This window comes from Rhizobium jaguaris, from assembly GCF_003627755.1.
GTDB classification, from domain to species: Bacteria; Pseudomonadota; Alphaproteobacteria; order Rhizobiales; family Rhizobiaceae; genus Rhizobium; species Rhizobium jaguaris.
The window spans coordinates 4,289,363-4,308,595 of the sequence record NZ_CP032694.1 but is presented as its reverse complement, the minus strand read 5'-3'; the positions used below and the strand labels follow the sequence as shown (position 1 = coordinate 4,308,595).

Below are 19,233 nucleotides of genomic sequence, written 5' to 3'. Positions count from 1 at the left end.
TAGGCAAAAGGGAGCCGCCGCGCCGGCCACGAGGACCGGCGCTTCGACTGCTGGGAGGGACCTGAACGAAATCAGGCCTTGAAATATTGCTCCGGCATGGTCGGAGCAGGCGTTGGCCAGCCGAAGGAATTCGGCATGGTCTTGGTGACGTTCTTCATGTTGTTCTTGACGATGCCGTATCCGTCAGGCGGCAGCGATATGCCGAAGACGTAGAAGGCGTCGGCGGCCGACTGCAGGATGTCTTTCATGATCGCGTTCTGGCCGGCGGCGTCGGAGGTCGACTTCAATTTGTCGTAGAGCTCGTATTGCTTCTTGGTCGCCTCCGGCGGCTCGACCGCATTGGCATTGCCGCGGTCGAGGTACCAGAGCTGCCAGCCCGGTGCGTACATGGCGTTGCTGTCCGTCGGGACGTAGTAGCGCGGGTCGAGCATGGCGGCGATGCCGCCGTTGGCGCCGAATTGATGGGCGGTGGCGTCGAAATCGCGGCCCTGGCGCACACGGGTTTCCCAGAGCGAGCGATCCATGGTCCGCATCTGCGCGTCGATGCCGACGGCCTGGAACATCGGGATAATCAACTGGAAGAGATCGAGGAAGACGGCACGCGCCTGATCCAGCTCGAAGACGATGGTCAGGCGTCGGCCCTTATCGTCAAGGCGGAAATTCTGGTCGTCCTTCTTCGGCACGATCTTGTCGAGCATGGCGTTGGCCATGTCGACATCATAGGCGGTGAACTGCGTCGCCAGTTGCTCGTTATAGAGCGGATCTTCCTTCTTGATCGAAGGCTGCGCGGGCGCGCCCTGGCCGACGAGGACGGCATCGATCAGCGTCTGGCGATCGATCGCGGTCGAGAGCGCTGCACGGAAACCGCGGTTCTGGAAGAGCGCCCGTTTGGTCTCGTCACTGTGATTGAGGTTGAGGATGAAGTTCATCACGTTGGCTTCAGTGGAGGTCAGCGTGTAGAAATCGTAGCCACCCTGTTCGCGCGCATCGTAGAGCACGGACTTGTTGTTGGGCGTGGCGATATATTGATCCATCAGATCGATCTCGCCCTGCATGATCTTCAACAGAAGCACCTGCGGATCTGCGACCATCTGATAGACGATGCGGTCGAGATAGGGCAGTTGATTGCCCGCCGTATCGACCTTCCAATAATAGGGATTGCGTTCGGCCACGGCCCGCTCGGTGTTTTCGCCCGGCGCAATGGTGAACATCCAGGCGTTCAGGCAGGGCTTCTTCGAGGAATTCAGGAAGAAGGAATTGTCGTCCTGGAAGCCTGCGGCGCTCTGGAAGGAGGCGATCCAGCTTTCGAAGCCGCGCTGCTTGGCAAGCTCGTTGGCCTTGGGATTGTAGTCGATATGAAACTGTTCCAGATAGTGTTTCGGGCAGCGCGTCGTCTGATCGTTGTTTGCCCAGGCGACCTGCAGCGGGAAGAGGCCGTTCGGCTTGTCGAAGATGACCTTGAAGGTCTGCTCGTCGACGATCTCGAGCTTGGCGGGCTTGCCGCCGGATTTCCAATGCGCCTGGCCGACGAAGGCGACGCGATTGTCCGTCAGCACCGTGTCGTACCAGAATTTGATGTCGGCAGTGGTATAGGGCTGGCCATCGGACCATTTCATGCCCTTGCGCAGGCGGATGGTGTAAACCTTGGAATCGGCATCGCCCTGGAAGAATTCCGCAACATTCGGTGTTACGCCCGACCAATCCGGCGTGTAGCGCAACAGCGGCTCATAGGCCTGATAGCGGAACAGCATCGACAGCGAGCCGCCGCCGACCAGCGCCATGTTCCAGTCGCCGCCATATTTGCCGACCGCTTCGACCGGCTTGATAACAAGGGGATTTTCGGGAAGGCGATCTTTCAAGAGCGGCAGCGCGCCGCTCGCGACTTTCTGTTTCAGAGCATCCGCTTCCTGATAGTCAGCGGCGAATGTAGGCAGGGCCGGCAAAATGAGGACGGCCGAGGTCCCGGCCAAAAAGGCCCGACGTCTCATCTTCATCAATGTGTCTCCTCCTCGCGCATAACCCCGAAAATCGTCGGATTTTCGGAAAGGCTTATGCGCCTCCTTTTCATGCTTTGCGCGCCCGTAGAACGCGTAGCGCAGCAGAGAGCCAATCCCGTTTTCGTTATTTTTTACCTATCGGGTTGGATACCAAAGAAGTATATTTTAGCTGTTGTTAGGTAAAGCGTTATGTTGCACGAGAAGCCGATTTTATATCGTATCGGATTCGACATGGAAAATCCCGCGAAAGGGTGGGGAAATGGCAATCAAGGACCGAATTACGCTGCAGCGGATCGCCAATGAGGTCGGGCTGTCGAAATACGCCGTCTCGCGCTCGCTGGCCGGCAAGAGCGGCGTCAGCGAGGAAACGCGCGAACGCATCAAACAGACGGCGCGGCGGTTAGGTTATATCAAACCTCTGTCACAGCCCGATCGGCAGGAGATTTCTCTGATCTTCCATGATCTCGATGTCATCAACAGCGAGCTGCACATGCAATTGCAGAATGGCGTGCAGCGCGAGGCTCATAGGCTGGACCTGCCGATCCGCATTCGCTGGACGCACGATCCGGCGCAAGTGGCGGAGCTGGCGCGTATGAGTGGCGGGCTGCTGCTCGTCGGCGCGCATGAACGCGCCTCGATCGAGGCGGCGAATGCGTCCGGTATTCCGGTCGTCAGGCTCGGCTGGGTGGATGCGCTGGAGCAGGCCGATCAGGTGACCGGCACCGATCATGAAGCCGGACAGGCGGTCGCCCGCTACCTCATCGAGCTTGGGCACCGAACCATCGCCTATGTCTACGGCACGCCCGGCTATCGCGGTCGGATGGAGCGGTTCTACGGCGCTCGCGAAATCATGGAAAAGCGGGATGACGTGACGCTGCATGTGATGGAGTTCGAGGAGCAGGGCGGTTTTGTCGGTGCCTTCAAGGCGCTGAAGACGGAGGGAATACATCCGACCGCTTTCTTCTGTGCCCATGACGGGCTGGCGCTGACCGTCGTGTCGGAGCTGCTTGGCCTCGGCTATCGGATTCCCGACGAGATTTCCGTCATCGGTTTCGGCGATTTTTCGCCTGCGACGCAGATATCGCCGCAACTGACGACGGTACGTGTGGAAGGGCAGGAGATCGGCGTCGTCGGCCTGCAATTGTTATTGGAGCGTATCCGTACGCCGAAACTGCCCGAAGGGCCGGCGAGACGCGTGCAGATCGCGTCCCGCATCATCGAGCGCCGCTCCGCCGGGCCACGCAGGGCGGAGTAGGGCGCTGCGTTACATTGCCTCCGCCAATCGCCGCAGCAGCTTTGCCCAGGCAGTCAAGCCGAGGCGGAAGTTGGCGAGGCGGAAGAACTCGTTCGGGGCGTGATAGTCTTCGTCCGACGTCGAGAAAGAGAAGAAGAACGCCTCCGTGCCGAGATGTTTGCGGAAGGAAGCGCCGATCGGGATCGTCGCGCCCATTGCGACCCGCAACGGCGGCTGGCCGAGCAATTCGCCGAGCACTTCTTCCGCCACCTTCAGCGCCGGCAGGTCGGGATCGATGAAAAAGGCTTCGCTGCCAGGTCCATGGCGATGGACGTCGAGCGCGAAGCCGGCCGGCAGCCGGGCCTCCAGATGCCGGGTCACCACATCGACGACATGATCGGGCTTCTGGCCAACGATCAGACGGCAGGTGATCTTGACGCTCGCCGTCGTCGGGATGACCGTCTTGGTGCCCTTGCCCTGATAGCCACCGGAGATGCCGTTGAACTCCAGCGTCGGCTCCAGCCATTGCCGGATCAGCAGTTCCCGGCCGGTCTCGATCGGGTCCGGCTTCGGCGAGCCGATCTCGCGGTAATAGGCGTTGGCATCGAAGTCTGCCGCTTCGATCGCCGCAATGATGCGGGCATCCGGCGGGCTGGTGCCATCGAGATAGCCTTCGATCGCAACGCGGCCGTCCTCGCCATGCAGCGACGCGATGAGCTTGGAGAGCGCGCTGATCGGATTGGGCGCGCTGCCGCCATGGCGGCCGGAATGCAGATCCTTGGAGGCGCCGGTCACCGTCACTTCGAAAGCAACAAGGCCGCGGCTTGCGACCGTCATCGACGGCCGGTCCGGACGCCACATCGCGCCGTCGGCCGATATGACCAGATCGCAGCCGAGGCGGTCGCGGTAGGTCTGCAGCGTGCCCTCGAAATGCGGGCTGCCGGATTCCTCCTCGCCTTCGATCAGCACCTTGAGATTGACCGGCAGGCGGCCTTCAGCACGCACATAGGCTTCTGCCACCAGGATCGGGATCAATAGCGGTCCCTTGTCGTCGGAGACGCCGCGGGCGTAAAGCCGGCCGTCGCGTTCGTCCGGCTCGAACGGGGGCGTCTTCCATTTGTCGAACGGGTCCGGCGGCTGCACGTCGTAATGGCCGTAGACGAGAAAGGTCGGCAGCTTGGGATCGGTGATGATCTCGCCGAAGACGGCGGGATGGCCGCCGGTTGCGAGCTGTTCGACATTGGTGAAACCTGCCCGCGCCAATCGCTCGGCGACGAACGCCGCCGCCTTGGTGATGCCGTCAGCATGGGCCGGATCGGTGCTGACGCTCGGAATGCGGCAGAAGGCCTTGAGGTCTTCCAGCGCCGCGCCGAAATGCTCATCGAGATAGGTTTCGACGCCGCTCATTTGCCGCCATCCACGCTGATTATCTGACCGGAGACCCAGCCGGCGAAGTCGGACGCAAAGAACATCACCATGGCGGCGATATCCTCGGGCTTGCCGAGCCGCTTCAGGGCAATGTTCTGGAGAAGTTTCGCCTGGCCCTCCTCGCCCATCGCATCCCATTGCCGTTCCGTCGTCGGGTTGGAACGGACGAAGCCGGGAGCGACGTTGTTGACGGTGATGTTCCAGGGGCCGAGCTCATGGGCGAGCTGCCGCGTCAGACCGATCTGGCCGGCCTTGGCGCTGGCATAGGCCTGGATGCCGGTCAGCGAAATGCCGAGGCCGGCGCCGCTGGAAATATTGATGATGCGGCCGGATTTCTGGGCCTTCATGGTCGGCGCGACCGCCTGGGACATGAAGAAGGCACCGGAGAGATTGACATCGAAGATGGTCTGCCAGTCGCTTTCCGATATTTCCTCTAAGGGGCGACCGACCTGGCCGCGCACGCCGCCGGCATTGTTGACGAGCACGTCGATCGTATCGGAGGCGGCCGCGATCTTGGCGACGGTTTCTTGAACAGCCGTGCGATTGCCGACATCGAGGATGTGCGCCGTGGTCTTGCTGCCGCAGAGCTTCAGCGTCTCCTGAAGGCCTGCTTCATTGACGTCACAGATATGGACCGTTGCGCCGCGGGCGGCGAAGCCTTGTGCAATGGCGCGGCCGAACCCGTGGGCGGCACCGGTAACGATGATGGTCTTGCCGTCGAAGGTGATGTTCATGCCGCTGCCCTCGCGAGATCATCGAGATTGGCGAGATCGAGCGGCCGTTTGCCGTCCTCGATTTCGTGGATCATGGTGACGACCTTGGCCGCCAGAGGCGTCGGAACGCCGAGCGACCTGCCGATTTCGACCACCGGCAAGACCTGCGCATCGACTTCCGTCTTGCGCTTGCGGACGGCCAAATCACGCCAGATGCCGGAATGCGATTTCGCCGACTTGCGGTTATGCACCACCATCTCATCGAAGGAACGCGCCGTTTCCGCCGCCGGAGCGGAAGGGGCGAAGGCTGCCGGATCGAAACCGTTAAAGGCTTCGGTCACGATATTCTGCGCTTCCGCCACCTTTCCGATTTCGTGCGCAAGCTGCGTCAGCACCGGCCGATAGGCTGGGTTGGCGAGCACGTCGGCAATGCTGTCGTTGGTAAGCGCCGTGCCGAACAACAGCGCGCCATAGATCAGCTTGCCCCAGAGATAGCCCCATATATTGTCGGTCAAAACAGCCTTTGGCTCGAACTGCAGCATCAGCGCATGGATCGTCTCGATGCGCGGCGTGCGTTTTCCGTCGAGCTCGCCGACGACGACGGCACCATAGCCGCTATAGTGCACCACGCCCGGTTCGAGATAGTCCGCGCCGAAATTGACGAAGCAGCCGATGACATGCTCCTTGCCGATGATGTCCGCGATGACGTTCTCGTTCAGGCCATTCTGGGCCGAGACGACATAGCCGTCGGCCGCGATATGCGGCTTGAGCGCGGTGGCGGCAGCCGCGGTATGATGCGCCTTGACGCAGAGGAAGATGCGGTCGAACGTGCCTTCCAGCTCTTCCGGCAGATAGGCCTTGGCCTTGACGGTGTCCTGGTAGATCGGACCGTCTATCTGCAAGCCTTTGGCGTTGATGGCCGCGACATGGTCGGCGGCGCTGTCGACGAAGATCACCTCATGCCCCGCGCGGATGAAGGACGCGCCGAGAGTGCCGCCGATCGCGCCAGCGCCCCAGATCAGGATCGGTTTGGTCATGCCCATGCTCCTTCGAGCAGAGCGCGAGTTTCCTTGACCGCAATATCCCAGATCGCCTGCATTTCCTCATCCGGCCGCTCGTAGTAACCGCCGAAATTGCCGTCGCCGAGCAGCGTTTTGACGCCGGCGGGCGACATGGCGCGCATGCGGGCGAGGTCGACCATGGGTTTCTGCTGCGCGGGGAAGACGGTGCCGGGCAGGCGTGTCCAAGGAAAGTTCTCCATCCAGGATGCGTGCGAGGCGACGGTGTCGATCTCCTGCACCTTCGCGAAGGTCTGCGGCGCGTTCCACCAGTTGTGGAACTTGACGGATGTGTCCGGATTGTCGGCCATCCATTCGACGGCGAGGCTGCCGGCCGGCTGGTTGCCGCCATGGCCGTTGACGATCAGGATGCGGCGAAAGCCCTGCAGGCGCAGGCCATCGAGGATATCACGGACGATGCGGATGTAAGTTTCCTGGCGCAGGCTGATCGTGCCGGGAAAAGCGAGAAAATAGGGCGTGATGCCATAGGCGACGACCGGGAAAACCGGAATGCCGAGTGGTTCGGCCGCCTCGGCGGCGACGCGCTCCGACAGAATGGAATCGACCGAAAGAGAAAGCTGCGCATGCTGCTCGGTGCTGCCGAGTGGCAGGATCGCGCGGTCGTCATTCTTCAAATAGGCTTCGATCTGCTGCCAGTTGCATTCGGAAACTCTCATGATGTCTTCTCCTGTTCCCGTTCTTGTTCATTGAGACGCAACCCCGAAAATCACCAATCTCCGGGAGGATGCGTGCGCTTTTTCAAAGTGTTACTGCGTCTCTTCGACATCCGAGCGGACAGGCGGCGCAGTAGCAGTATCGGACGCTCGTTTTGGGACGGGCGTATCGGCCGGCTGCGGCTGGATGCCGGCGGCGCGGAGGATGGGGACGATCACACGTTCGATATCGGCGACGTCGGGCGCATGTCGGTATTCGATCGCCGGCATGCCCTGCGGCAGATGCGCGATGACGGCCTCCGCACCCGAAGCATAGATCACGACGCTGGCGCGGGCGATCAGGGCGTCCAGCCCCGGCGTTTCCAGCGTTCCGGCGGAAATTTCGCTGATATGCGGCGCAAAGCGTTGCACGCCGCTTTTCATGATCGGCAGGAAATCCGGAAAGCGGGAGATCACGGCGATGGAGGCCAGCGAATCCAGTGAAGCGAGCGCCCTGCGCGTCTCTTCCGCCGGCGTGAAGCTGACCGTCACGACCTTGGTGTTCGGCAGAAGCATCGCGACTTCGCGGTGGCGGTTGGCAAAGGTGATGGCTAGATCGGCGGAATTGGCCCGCGCCTTGGCATCCTTCTCACGCTCGATGGCGGCGATGGTCAGCGGCTCGACGGTGACGCCACGGCCAAGGCGGGCGGCAATGAAGCGGGCATAGCTTGCCGTCGCATCGGGAAAGAGGCCGACCATGACGATGCGCATCCGTGGGCCGATGCTGTCGCGATAGAAGACCCTGGCGCTGACGAGCGAGACGAGTTCGGCCGAACGGATGCCGAGCGCGCGGGCTTCATCGATCATCTGGTCGATATGACGATGCAATCCGCTAGCGTCGGCCCGGCCGGCAAGACGGGCCTGCAGGCTGTCGGAGACGAAGGTGCCGGAGCCCGGCCGCGCATCGATCAGGCCTGCGGCCTTGAGATCGGCATAGACCTGGCTTACGGTCATGGGTGCGACGCCGATTTTTTCCGCCAGCTCGCGCACCGACGGCAACGTCTCGCCCGGGGTGAGCTCGCCGCAGGCAATGCCGTATTCGATGAGGCCGTGGAGCTGCGTGCGCAATGGCACGGGCAGCTCGCGATCGACGAAGAACTCCATGAATGCCGTTCGAGTTAGCTGTTATAATCGATTGTGACAGTTATCCTGACGCGGCGGGCGGAGCCTGTCAACCGTTCCGAGGCATGATCCGGAAAGGAATGAAGCAGTTTTTCCGGGGCGGGATCATACCGGCCGATTTCGCATTTAAGGGCCTGAAAAAGCTGTTGACACCTAAAAGAACGCGTGAAATCGTTATACACAATAATAACACTTAAAAGCGTTCACAAGAACAAGGGGAATGCAATGAAAACGATCGCCAAGGCGGCACTTGCGGCCGCATTTCTGCTTAGCACCAGCCTTTCAGCATTGGCCGTCGAGCGCGGCGGCACCTTGACCTATGGTCGCTATGCCGACAGCCTGTTCCTCGATCCGGTGCTGAATGACGCCAACGTCGATATCTGGGTCCTGTCCAACCTCTACGATACGCTACTGCTGCCGACCGACGATGGCAAGGGCGTGCAGGCTGGTCTCGCCACGGCCTGGAAAATGGCTGATGACGGCCTGAGCGTGACGCTGACGCTGCGCGACGGCATCAAGTTCTCCGATGGCTCGCCGATCACGCCTCAAGACGTCGGCTGGTCGCTGAAGCGTGCAGCCGATCCCAAGAATGGTATCTGGAACTTCCTCATCAGCTCGATTGACGATGTCACGCCGCAGGGCGACAAGACCGTCGTCATCAAGCTGAAGCACACGGATCCGGCGATCCTGGCGGCGTTGACCGTATTCAACACGGCGATCCTGCCGCAAAAGGCGTTCGAAGCTTCGCCTGGCGCGACCGATGCCGACAAGGCCAAGGCTTTCGCCGAGCATCCAATCAGTTCTGGTCCTTTCGTACTGAAATCCTGGGACCGCGGTTCGGACATGAAGCTGGTGCGCAACCCGAATTACTGGGGCGTGGGTGAGGACGGCAAGCCGCTGCCCTATCTCGACACTATCGACTTTCAGGTCATTCCGGATGACGCGACCCGCATCCTGAAGCTCAATTCCGGCGAACTCGACGGCGCAGAATTCATCCCTTATTCACGTGTTGATGAGCTCAAGTCGGCTGACAATCTCAACATGCAGCTTTTCCCCTCGACGCGCGTCCAATACATCACGTTGAATGTGCGTCCGCAGCTCGGCGGCAAAGACAATCCCCTGTCGAATCCCAAGGTGCGCCAGGCGATGAATTATGCTGTCAACAAGGATGCAATCATCCAGATCGTCACCCACGGTGTTGGTTCGCCGATGACCTCTTTCATGTCGTCGGCGACGCCGCTGCATTCGGGCGACAAGCCGCTTTATCCTTATGACCTCGACAAGGCGAAGGCGCTGATGAAAGACGCCGGCGTCGAGAAAGGTTTCTCGACCAGCCTGCTCGTTCTCGCGGGCAATCAGGACGAAATCGGCATCGCCACGGCGCTACAGCAGATGTGGGCTCCGCTCGGCATCAAGCTCGAGCTGCAGCAGGTCGACAATGCCAGCCGCACGCAGCAATATCGCGACGGCACCTTTACGATGCGCGAAGCCGCCTGGACGGACGATATTGCCGATCCGAACGAGATCACCTCCTACTTCGTCTATTCGCCGAACATCCAGGCGCTGCATTCCGGTTGGAAGAACGACGAGGCCGACAAGCTGTTCGAGGCTTCGCAGAAGGAGATCGATGTGAAGAAGCGCGCCGAGGAATATGCGCGCATCCAGGAGATCTACAACGCCGACGGCCCGATCGTGCCGCTCTATCAGACGCCTTATCCGGTGGCTCTGAACAAGAAGGTGAACGGCTTCCTGCAAATCCCTCTCGGCAACAATATCTTCACCAAGACCTGGCTCGCCAAGTAAAGTTCGATATCATCGGTGCGGCGAGCTGAGGCTTGCCGCACCGATATTCGTTTTACCGGAAATGCGGGAGCGGCGATTTGCCACTTTTCAGTTACGTAGTCCGTCGCATTCTCCAGATGATCCCGACCGTGGTGTTCATCCTGGTCATTACCTTTGTCCTGATCCGGCTCCTGCCTGGCGATCCCGCCAGCGCCATGCTCGGCGACCGTGCTCTTGATGCCGACGTGATACGCATCAATGCAAGCCTCGGTCTCGACAAGCCGATCATCGTGCAATTCTTCTATTTCGTCGAACGCGTTTTCACCGGCGATCTCGGCAACTCCATCACGCTGAAGCTGCCCGTCATGACGCTGATCCTGCAACGCCTGCCGGTGACGCTGATGCTGATCACCATGGCGGCCGTCATCGCGCTGCTGCTCGCCGTGCCCCTTGCCTTTGTTGCCGCGCTGAAGCGCGAGCAGGCTTCGGATGCGGCCATCCGTGGCGTTTTCCAGGTCGGCCTGTCGATGCCGGTCTTCTATATCGGTATCCTGCTGCTGACGCTGTTTGCCGCACATCTGAAGTGGTTCCCGGTCGGCGGCTTTGGCGATACGTTTGGCTCGAAGCTCTACCACCTATTCCTGCCGGCGCTGACGCTCGCCGTCAGTCTGGCGGCGATCCTGATGCGCAACCTACGCGCCGCCATCATCGGCGTCATCAATGCAGAATATGTCGATTTCGCCCGTGCCAAGGGCCTGCGCACCCGCATCATTCTGTTCCGGCACGTGCTGCGCAATGCGCTGATCTCGACCATCACCCTTTTCGGCCTGCAGATCGGTTCCCTGCTCGGCGGCGGCGTCATCACCGAAACGGTCTTCGCCGTACCCGGCGCCGGCCGGCTGATGATCGACAGCATCTACGGCCGTGACTATCCTGTGCTGCAGGGGCTCACCATTGCGCTCGCCATCCTGGTGTCGCTGACCTTCCTCGTCACCGATATCGTCCAGGCCTGGCTCGATCCGAGGATTGCCCGATGAGTGCCGTCGCCACCGAAACCGCCGCCTCGAGGAAATCGCGTATTCGTGCACGAGCGCTGCCGCGCACGCTGATTTCCGGTGGCATCATCCTTATTCTCAGCACGGCTATTGCCTTCTTCCCGTCGCTGTTTGCGCCCTATGATCCCACTGCCTTCGATTACAATGCGCTGCTGAAGGCGCCGAGCTGGGCACATCCCTTCGGCACTGATAGTTTCGGCCGCGACGTTCTTTCGCGCGTCATTCATGCCTATACGATCGACATGCAGATCGCGATTTTCGCCACGGTGGGACCCTTCATTTTCGGCACGCTGATCGGCGCAATCGTCGGCTATCTCGGCGGTGTCGCCGAGGCGATCTTCGGGCGTGTCGTCGATGCCGTCCTGACTTTCCCGTTCCTGGTGCTTGTGATCGCCGTCGTCTCGGTTCTCGGCCCGGGTCTCGGCAACATGTATATTGCGGTCGGCGTGGTGGGCTGGGTCTTCTATGCGCGACTGGTGGCGGCTGAAATCAAGGTGCAGAAACGGCTCGATTATGCCGATGCCGGCCGCGTCATGGGTTATACGCCGGGACGCATCATCTTCCGCCACCTGCTGCCCAACGCCATCACGCCGGCGATCGTCTATTGGATGACCGACATGGCGCTCGCCATCCTGCTCGGTTCCAGCCTCGGCTATCTCGGCCTCGGCGCCCAGCCGCCGGCTGCCGAATGGGGCGTGCAGATCGCCGACGGCAAGAACTACATGAACACCGCCTGGTGGATCTCGGTCTTCCCGGGCGTTGCGATCGTGGTGACCGGGCTTGGCTTCAGCCTGATGGGCGACGGCCTGGCCGAACTGTTGAGGGTGCGCCGATGACGATGGCAGCGAGCAAAAATTCAGGCCTCGTCGTTCGCGGCCTGACCACGACTTTCGATACCTCGCGCGGGCTGGCGATCGCCGCCGCCGACGTGGATTTCGACGTTGCGCCGGGCGAGGTGGTCGGCCTGGTCGGCGAATCCGGATCGGGCAAGAGCGTGACGCTGCGCTCGATCATGCGATTGATCCGCGAGCCAGGGCACGTGAGCGGCCGTGTCGAGTGGCGCGGTCGCGATCTCGTTGCCATGTCGGATGAAGAGCTTCGGCGCATCCGCGGCAGCGAGATCGCGATGATTTTCCAGGAGCCGATGACGGCGCTCAATCCGGTGCTGCCGGTCGGTTTGCAGATCGAGGAAAACCTTATCGCGCATACTACGCTGAACCGTCGGGAACGGCGGGCCCGCGCCCTGGAACTGATGAATATCGTCGGCATTCCGGCGGCCGAACGCCGGCTGGACGAATATCCGCACCAGTTCTCCGGCGGCATGCGCCAGCGCGCCATGATCGCCATCGCGCTTGCCTGTTCGCCGAAACTCCTGCTTGCCGACGAACCGACGACGGCACTCGATGTGACGATCCAGGATCAGATCCTGAAGCTGCTTCTGGAGCTGCGCGACAATTTCGGCATGAGTGTCGTGCTCGTCACCCACGATCTCGGCGTCGTCGCGGCGACTTGCGATCGCATGGCGGTGATGTATGCCGGGCGTATCGTCGAGACCGGCACGGTCGCCGATGTCTTTGCCCGTCCGCGCCATCCCTATACGCGCGGTCTGCTCGGTTCGGTACCCAGCGGCGGTGCGCCACGCACCATGCTTTATTCGATTGACGGTACGCCGCCGAGCCTGACCGCACTGCCGGCGGGCTGCGCCTTCCACCCGCGCTGTCAATTTGCGACGGAGGAGTGTCTCAAGGCGAGGCCGCCGCTCATTGGGACGGCCGAAGGCCGTTTGGCGGCCTGCTTCCATCAGGACGATGTCGCAGCCATGGAGGCCATTCTATGAATACGGCCGTTCCGATCATTTCTGTCGACGGCGTCACCAAGCGCTTTGCCGGCCCTCACTCTCTGATGCGCCGCCTCTCCGGCAAGCCGCCGCTTGCCGTGCATGCGTTGAACAACGTCAGTCTCGAGGTATATCGCGGCGAAACGCTCGGCATCGTTGGCGAGTCCGGCTGCGGCAAGTCCACGCTGGCGCGTTGTCTCGTGCGTCTGCTCGATCCTGACGAGGGTGCCATTCGTTTCGAGGGCAAGGACATCTCGCATCTGAAGGCAGGCGAGCGGCGCGGCTTCAACCGTCGTGTCCAGATGATCTTTCAGGACCCTTACAGCTCGCTCAATCCGCGTATGACGGTGAAGCAGATCATTGGCGAAGCGCTGAGCGTCCATAAGATGCGCCCTTCTGCCGATATTCCGGCCCGCATCGCCGAGCTTCTGGAGCTCGTCCGCCTGTCCCAGGACTCGGCGGGCCGTTATCCGCATGAGTTTTCCGGCGGCCAGCGCCAGCGCATCGGAATTGCCCGCGCGCTTGCCGTCGAGCCCGATGCGATCGTCGCCGATGAGCTGGTGTCGGCGCTCGACGTCTCGGTGCAGGCACAGGTGGTCAATCTGCTACTGCAATTGCAGGAGAAACTGCATCTGACGGTAATTTTCGTGGCGCACGATCTGCGTCTTGTGCGCCACATCTCGCATCGGGTGGCGGTGATGTATCTCGGACAGGTTGTCGAGCTCAGCCCCGCCGAAGCCTTGTTCACTGCACCGCGCCACCCCTATTCCAAGGCGCTGCTCGACGCGGCGCCTGAACTCGATCCGTCGCGACGCAGCAAGGTAGTCGCCGCGCGCGGCGAACTGCCCAGTCCGCTGAACGTACCGCCAGGCTGCCCTTTTGCCAGCCGCTGTCCCTATGTCTTTGAGCGCTGCCGGGTCGAAAGGCCGATGCTAACCCCACGCGGTGCCGGCCAGAGCGCCGCCTGTCATCTGACCGAGTTCGGCGCAGACAGCGCCGCTATCCCAATGGAAGGCATTCACTCATGAGTTTTGCGACCTTCGAAACGGAAATCGCCAGGGTCAACGATATTCTCTGTGCCGTGAATCTCCTGACCTGGGATTCACGCACCATGATGCCCCCGGGCGGCGTCGAGGCCCGCGGCAAGCAGATCGCGACGCTCGTCGGTCTGGCGCGCGATCTTGCGACAGGCGATAAGGTGCAGCGGGCGATCGAAGGTGCGCGCGCCGAGCTCGGCGATGCTCCTGACAGCGATATCCGTAAGATCGCGGTGGAGCAGGCAGCGGCAGCGATTGCGACATTGGCGCGCATTCCGGCGCATCTGGTCGGTGCCGCCGCCGATCTCAAGACCCGCGCTCAGGCTGCTTGGGCGAAGGCCCGCGCCGCCGACGATTTTGCCGGCTTTGCGCCGCTGCTCGAACAGACGATGGATATGCAGCGCCAGATCGCCGGTGCTATCGGTTATGACGAACATCCCTATGATGCCTTGGTTTCCACCTACGAGCCCGGAATGACATGGTCGCAATTGCGCAGCCTCTATGGCGACCTCAGGGAGGCGCTGATTCCGCTCCTGGCTGCGGCCAGAGAGGCGCCGGTACGAAGCGACATTCTCGATCGCTCCTATCCGGTCGCTAGCCAAAGGGCCTTCTCCAGCGCCATTTCCACGCGCTTCGGCTATGATTTCGGCCGCGGGCGGCTGGACGACACCGTGCATCCCTTCGAAATTTCCTTCACGCGGTCCGATGTGCGCATCACCGGCCGCTTTCGCGAGACCTGGCTGCCGGGCGGCCTCTTCGCCGTCTGGCACGAGGCGGGCCATGGCATGTACGAACAGGGGATCGCCGAGGCGTTCTCGCGCTCGACCTTCACCACCGATTTCATCAATCTTTATGCGGTCGGCGGCACCAGCTTCGGCACCCATGAATCGCAATCGCGCCTCTGGGAAAACCGGGTCGGTCGCTCACGCCGCTTCTGGGATCTGCATTTTGGCGAGCTGAAGGCGACCTTCCCGAGCCAGCTCGAGGATGTTTCCGTCGACGGCTTCTGGCGGGCGGTGAATGCCGCAAGGCCGAACTTCATCCGCGTCGAGGCCGACGAGCTGACCTATGACTTCCACATCATGCTGCGTTCGGAGATAGAGGCGGGTCTGATCGCCGGAGAAATCCGTGTTGCCGATCTGCCGGCAATCTGGCGCGACAAAATCAAATCCTATCTCGGTCTCGACGTGCCGAACAACACGCTGGGCGTGCTGCAGGACGTGCATTGGTCGTCCGGCATGGTCGGCTCCTTCCCGACCTATACGATCGGCAACATCATGTCGTCGCAGTTCTTTGCGGCCGCCCGCAAGAATGCCGCGGTCGAGAGGGGTCTCGATGAGGGTAACTATACGCCGCTGAAGACCTGGCTGAACGACAATGTTCACCGGCACGGCCGCTCGAAGAGCCCCAGCGAAATCCTGATCGACGCGACTGGTTCCGACCTCTCGGCGGATGCCTATATCGCCGATCTGACGACGAAAGTGGCAGAGCTGACGGCTTAGACCATAGCGCGGCCTTGGCGACGGAATGGCGCCGGTAAAAAGCGTGTCATGTCCTTAGCTTGCTTTTGACAGTCGCTGATTGCTGTCTCTAGAGTAGCGCCGACTATGGGAGCCGGTCGGAGGTTGGCCGGCTGTGAGGAACAGGGCGGAGCAATATGAGCCAGTATGAAATTCTCGATCAGCGCTTCAAGGCGCTGATCAACGGTTCTGCGAAATTGGAGCAGCTTTGGACCGGTGGGCGTTGGACCGAAGGGCCGGTTTATGTGCCGGCCGCACGTCATGTCGTGTGGTCCGATATCCCGAACGACCGCATCCTGCGTTACGACGAGGCGACGGGTGCAGCCGGTGTCTTCGAGGCGCCCGTCGGCTATCACAATGGCCATACGCTCGATTTCCAGGGGCGGATCATCGCCTGCGAGCATGGACGCCGGCGTGTGAGCAGGCTCGATCATGATGGCCGCTGGCGGCCGCTCGCCGAACATTTCGACGGCAAGCGGTTGAATTCGCCGAACGATGTCGCGGTGAAGTCGGATGGCACGATCTGGTTCACCGATCCGACCTACGGGATCGACAGCGACTATGAGGGCTTCGCGGCTCCGTCTGAAATCAATGCGTCTAATGTCTACCGCATCGATCCGGCCGACGGCGCGGTGACGCTTGTCGCCAGCGACCGCGTCAAGCCGAACGGTCTCGCCTTTTCGCCGGATGAAAGCGTGCTTTACGTCTCCGATACCGGCGGTTCGCATGTGCCCGGCCTGCCGCCGACGATCACGGCCTATTCCGTCAATACTGATGGGCGCGGCGTCGGTGAGGGCCGGGTTTTTGCCACCTGCGAAGTCGGCATGTTCGACGGCTTCCGGGTCGATCGCCACGGCAACATCTTTGCCTCCAGCGGCGATTCCGTCCGGGTCTACGCACCGGATGGCACGTTGATCGGCCGCATTCTCGTTCCCGAAGGCATATCGAACCTGTGTTTCGGTGGGCCCAAGCGCAACCGGCTCTACATCACCGCCACGACCTCGCTCTATGCGATCTATGTGAACAGCGGCCCTGCTGAGCCGGCTAACCGTCTAGATTAGGCTTTCAGCGCCGTTTTGCGATGCGCTTGCGGATCGGGGATCGGCACGGCAGCCATCAGTGCCTGCGTGTAGGGATCCCGCGGGTGCTCAAAGACCTCGCGGCGTGTCCCGGCTTCGACGATCTTGCCGTAACGCATGACGGCGACCTTGTGCGACATGCGTTCCACCACCGCCATGTCGTGCGAGATGAAGAGGTAGGCAAGGCCCATCGTTTCCTGCAACTCCAGCAGCAGATCGAGGACACGAGCGCGCACCGAAACGTCGAGGGCCGCCACGCTTTCGTCGGCGACGATCAGCTTTGGCTCCAGCGCCAGCGCGCGGGCGATGCAGATGCGCTGGCGCTGACCACCGGAAAATTCGTGCGGATAACGTGTCGCCGCATCCGGCGTCAGGCCGACGCGCGCAAGCAGCGCCGCCACACGGTCCTGCCGCTCGGACTTGTTGTCGATGCCGTGGATGACCATGGGTTCGGCGATGGCCGTGCCCACCGCCATGCGCGGATCGAGCGAAGCGTAGGGGTCTTGAAAGATCATTTGCGCCGAGCGGCGCACCGGTTGCATGTCGCGATGGCTAAGGCCGCCGATGGCGCGGCCATCGATCGTGACGTCGCCGGCAAAGGGGATCAGCCCGAGCACGGCCTTGCCGGTGGTCGATTTGCCAGAGCCGCTTTCACCGACGAGGCCAAGGGTTTCACCGGGCCGGATATCGAAGGAAACGTCATCCACGGCCGGTGCCGGCGTCTTGCCCTTCAGAAGCCACTTGCCTTGGCTGCCGTAGGTGACGGTGAGATTGCGGACATTGAGCACCGGCGTGCGGTCTGGCCGCAAGGTCTCGACCTTATGCTGTGTCACGCGCGGCGGACCGTCGGTGCCGGCATGGGCGCCGAGCCGGGGCACGGCTGCGAGCAGTTGCTGCGTATAGGGTTGTTTCGGACGGCCGAAGATCGACAGCGCGTCACCCTCTTCGATGATCCTGCCATTCTGCATGATGACGACGCGATCGGCCATTTCGGCGACGACGCCCATATCGTGGGTAATGAGAATGATCGAGGTGCCGAATTCCTGCTTCAGCTCGCGCATCAGCTTGAGAATCTGCGCCTGCACGGTGACATCGAGCGCCGTCGTCGGTTCGTCGGCGATCAACACTTTCGGCCGGCAGGACAGTGCCATGGCGATCATCACGCGCTGGCGCATGCCGCCGGAAAGCTCGTGCGGATATTGCGAAAGGCGCCGGCCCGGCTCAGTGATCTGCACTGCTTCCAGCATCTGCCGCGCGATTGTCTCGGCGGCATTGCCTTCGCTGCGCTGATGTTCGCGGATCGCTTCGGTAAGCTGCGCGCCGATCGACATCACCGGGTTAAGCGAGGTCATCGGCTCCTGGAAAACCATGGCGATGTCGCCGCCGCGCAGGCTGCGCATCGCCTTGTTGGAAAGCTTCACCAGGTCACGATCGCCGAGCAGGATAGAACCGGAGGCCACCTGCAACGACGCCTTTGGCAAGAGCCCCATGATCGCCAGCGAGGTCACGGACTTTCCTGAGCCGGATTCGCCCGCGATACAGAGCGTCTCGCCGGCGGTCAGTTCGAAGCCGATATCGTCCAGTACTCGCCTCCGCCCTTCGGGCGTGCGGGCGTCGACAGAAAGATTTCGAACCGAAAGCACCGGCGGGGCGGCAGAGGCAGATTGCATCACGCGAACACGATCCTCGGGAAATAGAAGGAGACGACCCAGTTCGGGGCATCGACGATTTCGCTGATCCGGAGATCGCCGCAGACCGAGCAGAGCAGATAGGCATCGGTGGCGCTCATGCCGTGCTCGGCACCGAGCAGGTCGATCATCCGCATCAGGGCTTCGCGTGCACCGGTCATCAGGTCGGGACCGATGCCAGTGGTGACCTCGTAGCCGGCGCCGTCGAGATGGCGGGTGACAGGTTCGGTGGTGGTGAAGCGCGGGCTCTTCAAACGGGCGTCCTTGACGAGCTCCAGCGTTGCTTCGACTTCCATCTGGCTTTCGATCGCCGTACCGCAGACTTCACCGTCGCCTTGTGCGGCGTGGGTGTCGCCGATCGAGAATAGAGCGCCTTCGACTTCGACTGGCAGATAGAGCGTCACGCCGGCGGTGAGGTCGCGGATATCCATATTGCCTCCGACGCGACGCGGAGGCACAACGGAGTGCAAGCCGGGCTCGGCGGGTGCCAGGCCGATCGTACCGGCGAAGGGCTTTAGCGGCACGCGGCCGCCGGGGCCGTAGAGGGCCGGCGCCATGCTGCTGGCATCATAGGACCAGATATGCAGCGCCGGGTCCTTGAACTGGTCGGCGAGCAGGCCAAAGCCCGGAATATTGGCGGTCCAGCCGTGGCCTGACGGTACAAAGCGGCGGATCGTCACCTTCAGCGCATCGCCGGGCTCAGCGCCCTCGACATAGACCGGACCGGAGACAGGATTGATCCGGCCGAAATCGAGATCGGCGAGCGATTGCAGTGTCGCATCCCTGCCGAGCTGGCCGCCGGAGGAATCAAGGCATTCGAAATGGATGGTCTCGCCGGACTTGGCGACAAGTGCCGGCTCAAAATCGCGGTTCCAGCCGAAATTATGCTGGGCTCGGTGGATGGTATGGGTGCAAACGATGCACATGCTCTGTCTCTCCCGGGGATTGGGCTTCCCCGGCCGGCGGAGCT

The 19,233-nt window shown here is 61.9% G+C and carries 16 protein-coding genes; 8 read left to right on the top strand and 8 right to left on the bottom strand.

Annotation, left to right across the window (positions count from 1 at the left end; all coding sequences use genetic code 11):
• Nucleotides 1-71: 71 nt before the first annotated feature.
• Nucleotides 72-1,997 (bottom strand): ABC transporter substrate-binding protein, encoded by a 1,926-nt coding sequence (locus CCGE525_RS20985; RefSeq protein ID WP_120705981.1) that lies wholly within the window; start codon nt 1,995-1,997, stop codon nt 72-74.
• A 259-nt stretch (nt 1,998-2,256) separates the two neighbouring features.
• Here CCGE525_RS20985 and CCGE525_RS20980 point away from each other — a divergent pair, with 259 nt between their 5' ends.
• Nucleotides 2,257-3,252 (top strand): LacI family DNA-binding transcriptional regulator, encoded by a 996-nt coding sequence (locus CCGE525_RS20980; RefSeq protein WP_120705980.1) that lies wholly within the window; start codon nt 2,257-2,259, stop codon nt 3,250-3,252.
• 9 nt (nt 3,253-3,261) lie between these two features.
• Here the strand turns inward: CCGE525_RS20980 and CCGE525_RS20975 are convergent, their stop codons facing one another.
• The 5 genes from CCGE525_RS20975 to CCGE525_RS20955 form a co-directional block, all read right to left on the bottom strand.
• Nucleotides 3,262-4,638 (bottom strand): dipeptidase, encoded by a 1,377-nt coding sequence (locus tag CCGE525_RS20975; RefSeq protein ID WP_120705979.1) that lies wholly within the window; start codon nt 4,636-4,638, stop codon nt 3,262-3,264.
• A complete protein-coding gene (locus CCGE525_RS20970; RefSeq protein WP_120705978.1) occupies nt 4,635-5,393 on the bottom strand; it encodes an SDR family NAD(P)-dependent oxidoreductase in 759 nt (252 codons plus the stop codon). The genes CCGE525_RS20975 and CCGE525_RS20970 overlap by 4 nt, the downstream gene beginning before the upstream one ends.
• Nucleotides 5,390-6,409, bottom strand: a complete 1,020-nt coding sequence (locus tag CCGE525_RS20965; protein ID WP_120706528.1) for a ketopantoate reductase family protein — start codon at nt 6,407-6,409, stop codon at nt 5,390-5,392. Before CCGE525_RS20965 ends, CCGE525_RS20970 begins: the two co-directional genes overlap by 4 nt.
• A complete protein-coding gene (locus CCGE525_RS20960; protein ID WP_120705977.1) occupies nt 6,406-7,107 on the bottom strand; it encodes a creatininase family protein in 702 nt (233 codons plus the stop codon). The genes CCGE525_RS20965 and CCGE525_RS20960 overlap by 4 nt, the downstream gene beginning before the upstream one ends.
• Nucleotides 7,108-7,197: 90 nt before the next feature.
• Entirely contained in the window at nt 7,198-8,247 is a 1,050-nt protein-coding gene (locus CCGE525_RS20955; protein ID WP_120705976.1) for a GntR family transcriptional regulator, read from the bottom strand.
• A gap of 243 nt (nt 8,248-8,490) precedes the next feature.
• Here CCGE525_RS20955 and CCGE525_RS20945 point away from each other — a divergent pair, with 243 nt between their 5' ends.
• The 7 genes from CCGE525_RS20945 to CCGE525_RS20915 all read left to right on the top strand — a co-directional run bounded on the left by CCGE525_RS20945 (nt 8,491) and on the right by CCGE525_RS20915 (nt 16,557).
• Nucleotides 8,491-10,068 (top strand): ABC transporter substrate-binding protein, encoded by a 1,578-nt coding sequence (locus tag CCGE525_RS20945; protein WP_120705974.1) that lies wholly within the window; start codon nt 8,491-8,493, stop codon nt 10,066-10,068.
• Nucleotides 10,069-10,145: 77 nt separating this feature from the next.
• Nucleotides 10,146-11,084: an ABC transporter permease gene (locus CCGE525_RS20940; RefSeq protein WP_120705973.1), complete on the top strand. Its 939-nt coding sequence runs from the start codon at nt 10,146-10,148 to the stop codon at nt 11,082-11,084.
• Nucleotides 11,081-11,938 (top strand): ABC transporter permease, encoded by an 858-nt coding sequence (locus CCGE525_RS20935; protein ID WP_120705972.1) that lies wholly within the window; start codon nt 11,081-11,083, stop codon nt 11,936-11,938. Before CCGE525_RS20940 ends, CCGE525_RS20935 begins: the two co-directional genes overlap by 4 nt.
• 2 nt (nt 11,939-11,940) lie before the next feature.
• Complete coding sequence (locus tag CCGE525_RS20930) at nt 11,941-12,939, top strand: ABC transporter ATP-binding protein (RefSeq protein WP_205587408.1); 999 nt, start codon at nt 11,941-11,943, stop codon at nt 12,937-12,939.
• Nucleotides 12,936-13,967: an ABC transporter ATP-binding protein gene (locus CCGE525_RS20925; RefSeq protein WP_120705970.1), complete on the top strand. Its 1,032-nt coding sequence runs from the start codon at nt 12,936-12,938 to the stop codon at nt 13,965-13,967. Before CCGE525_RS20930 ends, CCGE525_RS20925 begins: the two co-directional genes overlap by 4 nt.
• Complete coding sequence (locus tag CCGE525_RS20920; protein ID WP_120705969.1) at nt 13,964-15,478, top strand: gluzincin family metallopeptidase; 1,515 nt, start codon at nt 13,964-13,966, stop codon at nt 15,476-15,478. Before CCGE525_RS20925 ends, CCGE525_RS20920 begins: the two co-directional genes overlap by 4 nt.
• 155 nt (nt 15,479-15,633) lie before the next feature.
• Nucleotides 15,634-16,557, top strand: coding sequence for an SMP-30/gluconolactonase/LRE family protein (locus CCGE525_RS20915; protein ID WP_120705968.1), 924 nt, complete (start codon nt 15,634-15,636; stop codon nt 16,555-16,557).
• On the opposite strand, the gene CCGE525_RS20910 is transcribed toward CCGE525_RS20915, so the two are convergent.
• Both CCGE525_RS20910 and CCGE525_RS20905 read right to left on the bottom strand, forming a co-directional pair.
• Nucleotides 16,554-18,245, bottom strand: a complete 1,692-nt coding sequence (locus CCGE525_RS20910; RefSeq protein WP_425375878.1) for an ABC transporter ATP-binding protein — start codon at nt 18,243-18,245, stop codon at nt 16,554-16,556. The genes CCGE525_RS20915 and CCGE525_RS20910 overlap by 4 nt on opposite strands.
• Nucleotides 18,245-19,189: an acetamidase/formamidase family protein gene (locus CCGE525_RS20905; protein ID WP_120705966.1), complete on the bottom strand. Its 945-nt coding sequence runs from the start codon at nt 19,187-19,189 to the stop codon at nt 18,245-18,247. The genes CCGE525_RS20910 and CCGE525_RS20905 overlap by 1 nt, the downstream gene beginning before the upstream one ends.
• Between the last annotated feature and the right edge of the window lie 44 nt (nt 19,190-19,233).